At 45.1% G+C, this 1,589-nt stretch carries 2 protein-coding genes; both read left to right on the forward strand.

From position 1 onward, the window contains the following. The first annotated feature begins 70 nt into the window (after nt 1-70). On the forward strand, nt 71-658 hold the full coding sequence (locus tag G9U52_RS39025; protein WP_207953493.1) for a cupin domain-containing protein: 588 nt from the start codon (nt 71-73) through the stop codon (nt 656-658). 1 nt (nt 659) lies between these two features. After that, nucleotides 660-1,589 (forward strand): Gfo/Idh/MocA family protein (locus G9U52_RS39030; RefSeq protein WP_166158861.1); only part of this gene is annotated, 930 nt, incomplete at its 3' end.

The raw sequence follows: 1,589 nt of genomic DNA on the forward strand, positions 1-1,589 counted from the left end.
GTATACATGAAAGGAGGTGCACGGTATGCCTGTCTTTAAGATCGGGAAGGAAGCCCCCGCATGGTGTGAAATGAAGCATTTTGAGATTGTCAGATTGGCGAAAGGGTCGCGGCATACCTTTGACCGTGTAGGGAAGAAGGAAAAATTAATCATCGGCCAAGGTCGTTGTCTTATCTCTCTTGGTGAGCAACAAATAGATGCAGAAGAGAGGGCTAATCTGGATCTATCAGAACCGGATAAAGCTTTTCGTGTTGACGAAGTTTTATCAGATACCGTATTGATCCGTATGTGCGGAGACTGGGGCGAGGAAATCGGCGGTTCAGGTTTATTCAATGTTACGAAAGCTGAATCTGTTGTGGAGCGTGGGGATCCAACCCACTACCACAAAGAAACAAATATTGACAACCACTATCATGATTGTGACGAATATTGGATTATTTTTGAGGGAAAAGGGGTTGTTGTTTCGGAGGGCAACAGCTATGAGGTCGGTCCAGGTGATTGTTTAGCTATAGGAATGGGCCATCATCATGATTTTCCGTTAGTGTCAGAACCCGTTAAAGCTGTATATTTTGAAACTACCCTGCAAGGAAACAAACGCCGAGGCCATTTATGGAATCATACACATGGTGCGGCAGAACCTATAAAGGAGAGGGTTTAATATGGCATATAAAATGATTCAGGTAGGTACTGGAGGATTTGGCTCAAGGTGGTGCTCAACCTTTCTTCCTCCTAACATTGAGGACGGATTAATTGAGGTAGTCGCTGCGGTGGATGTTAACCCAGATGCTTTACTCAACGCGCAAAAACATCTTGGATTACGTGCAGATCAATGCTATATCGACATTAAAAAAGCGTTTGCTGAAAATAAGGCAGACTTTTGCACCGTTGTTGTGCCGCCGGGGCTTCATGAACAGGTCGTTGACCTTGCCTTGGCCCATAATATGCATATCTTGTCTGAAAAGCCGATTGCGGATACATTGGCAGCGTCAATACGCATAGCTAACAAAGTCAAACAAGCAGGCAAAAAAATGGCCGTAACGATGAGCCATCGATTTGATCAGGATAAAACGACCCTTCGTGAGGAAATTCGTTCAGGCCGGCACGGAACATTGGATTATCTGATCTGTCGATTTACTTGTGACTGCAGATTATATGGTAGCTGGGGGGCGTCGTTTCGCCATGAAATTGCCGACACTCTAATGATTGAAGGTGCCGTGCATCATCTTGATATTTTGGCCGATTTGACAGGCGCCAAGTGCGATACCATCTATGCACAAACCTGGAATCCCAAGTGGGGAGAGTATGGGGGAGATTCACAAGGAATGGTGCAAATGTATATGGAGAATAGTACAAGGGCGTTTTATGAAGGAGCCAAAACGAATGCAGTTGGGTTGAATGGCTGGAGTAATGAATATATCCGTGCCGAATGTGAAAAAGGGACATTGATTATGAGCCATAGAGAAATCGAACTCTTTCCTTATAAATCGGGTTATAAGAAAGAGGGGGAAGGCGAGCGAGTCCCCTTACTACAGCAGCGCAAATGGTCGCATGCATGGCTTATCGAAAAATTTGTGCACTGGTTGGATGGT

It is taken from the genome of Paenibacillus agricola (assembly GCF_011440305.1).
GTDB lineage: Bacteria > Bacillota > Bacilli > Paenibacillales > NBRC-103111 > Paenibacillus_S > Paenibacillus_S agricola.

What these genes read in the sequence shown, in the direction of transcription:
- G9U52_RS39025 (WP_207953493.1), top strand. Translation starts at nt 71, where the DNA reads ATGAAGCATTTTGAGATTGTCAGATTGGCGAAAGGGTCGCGGCATACC.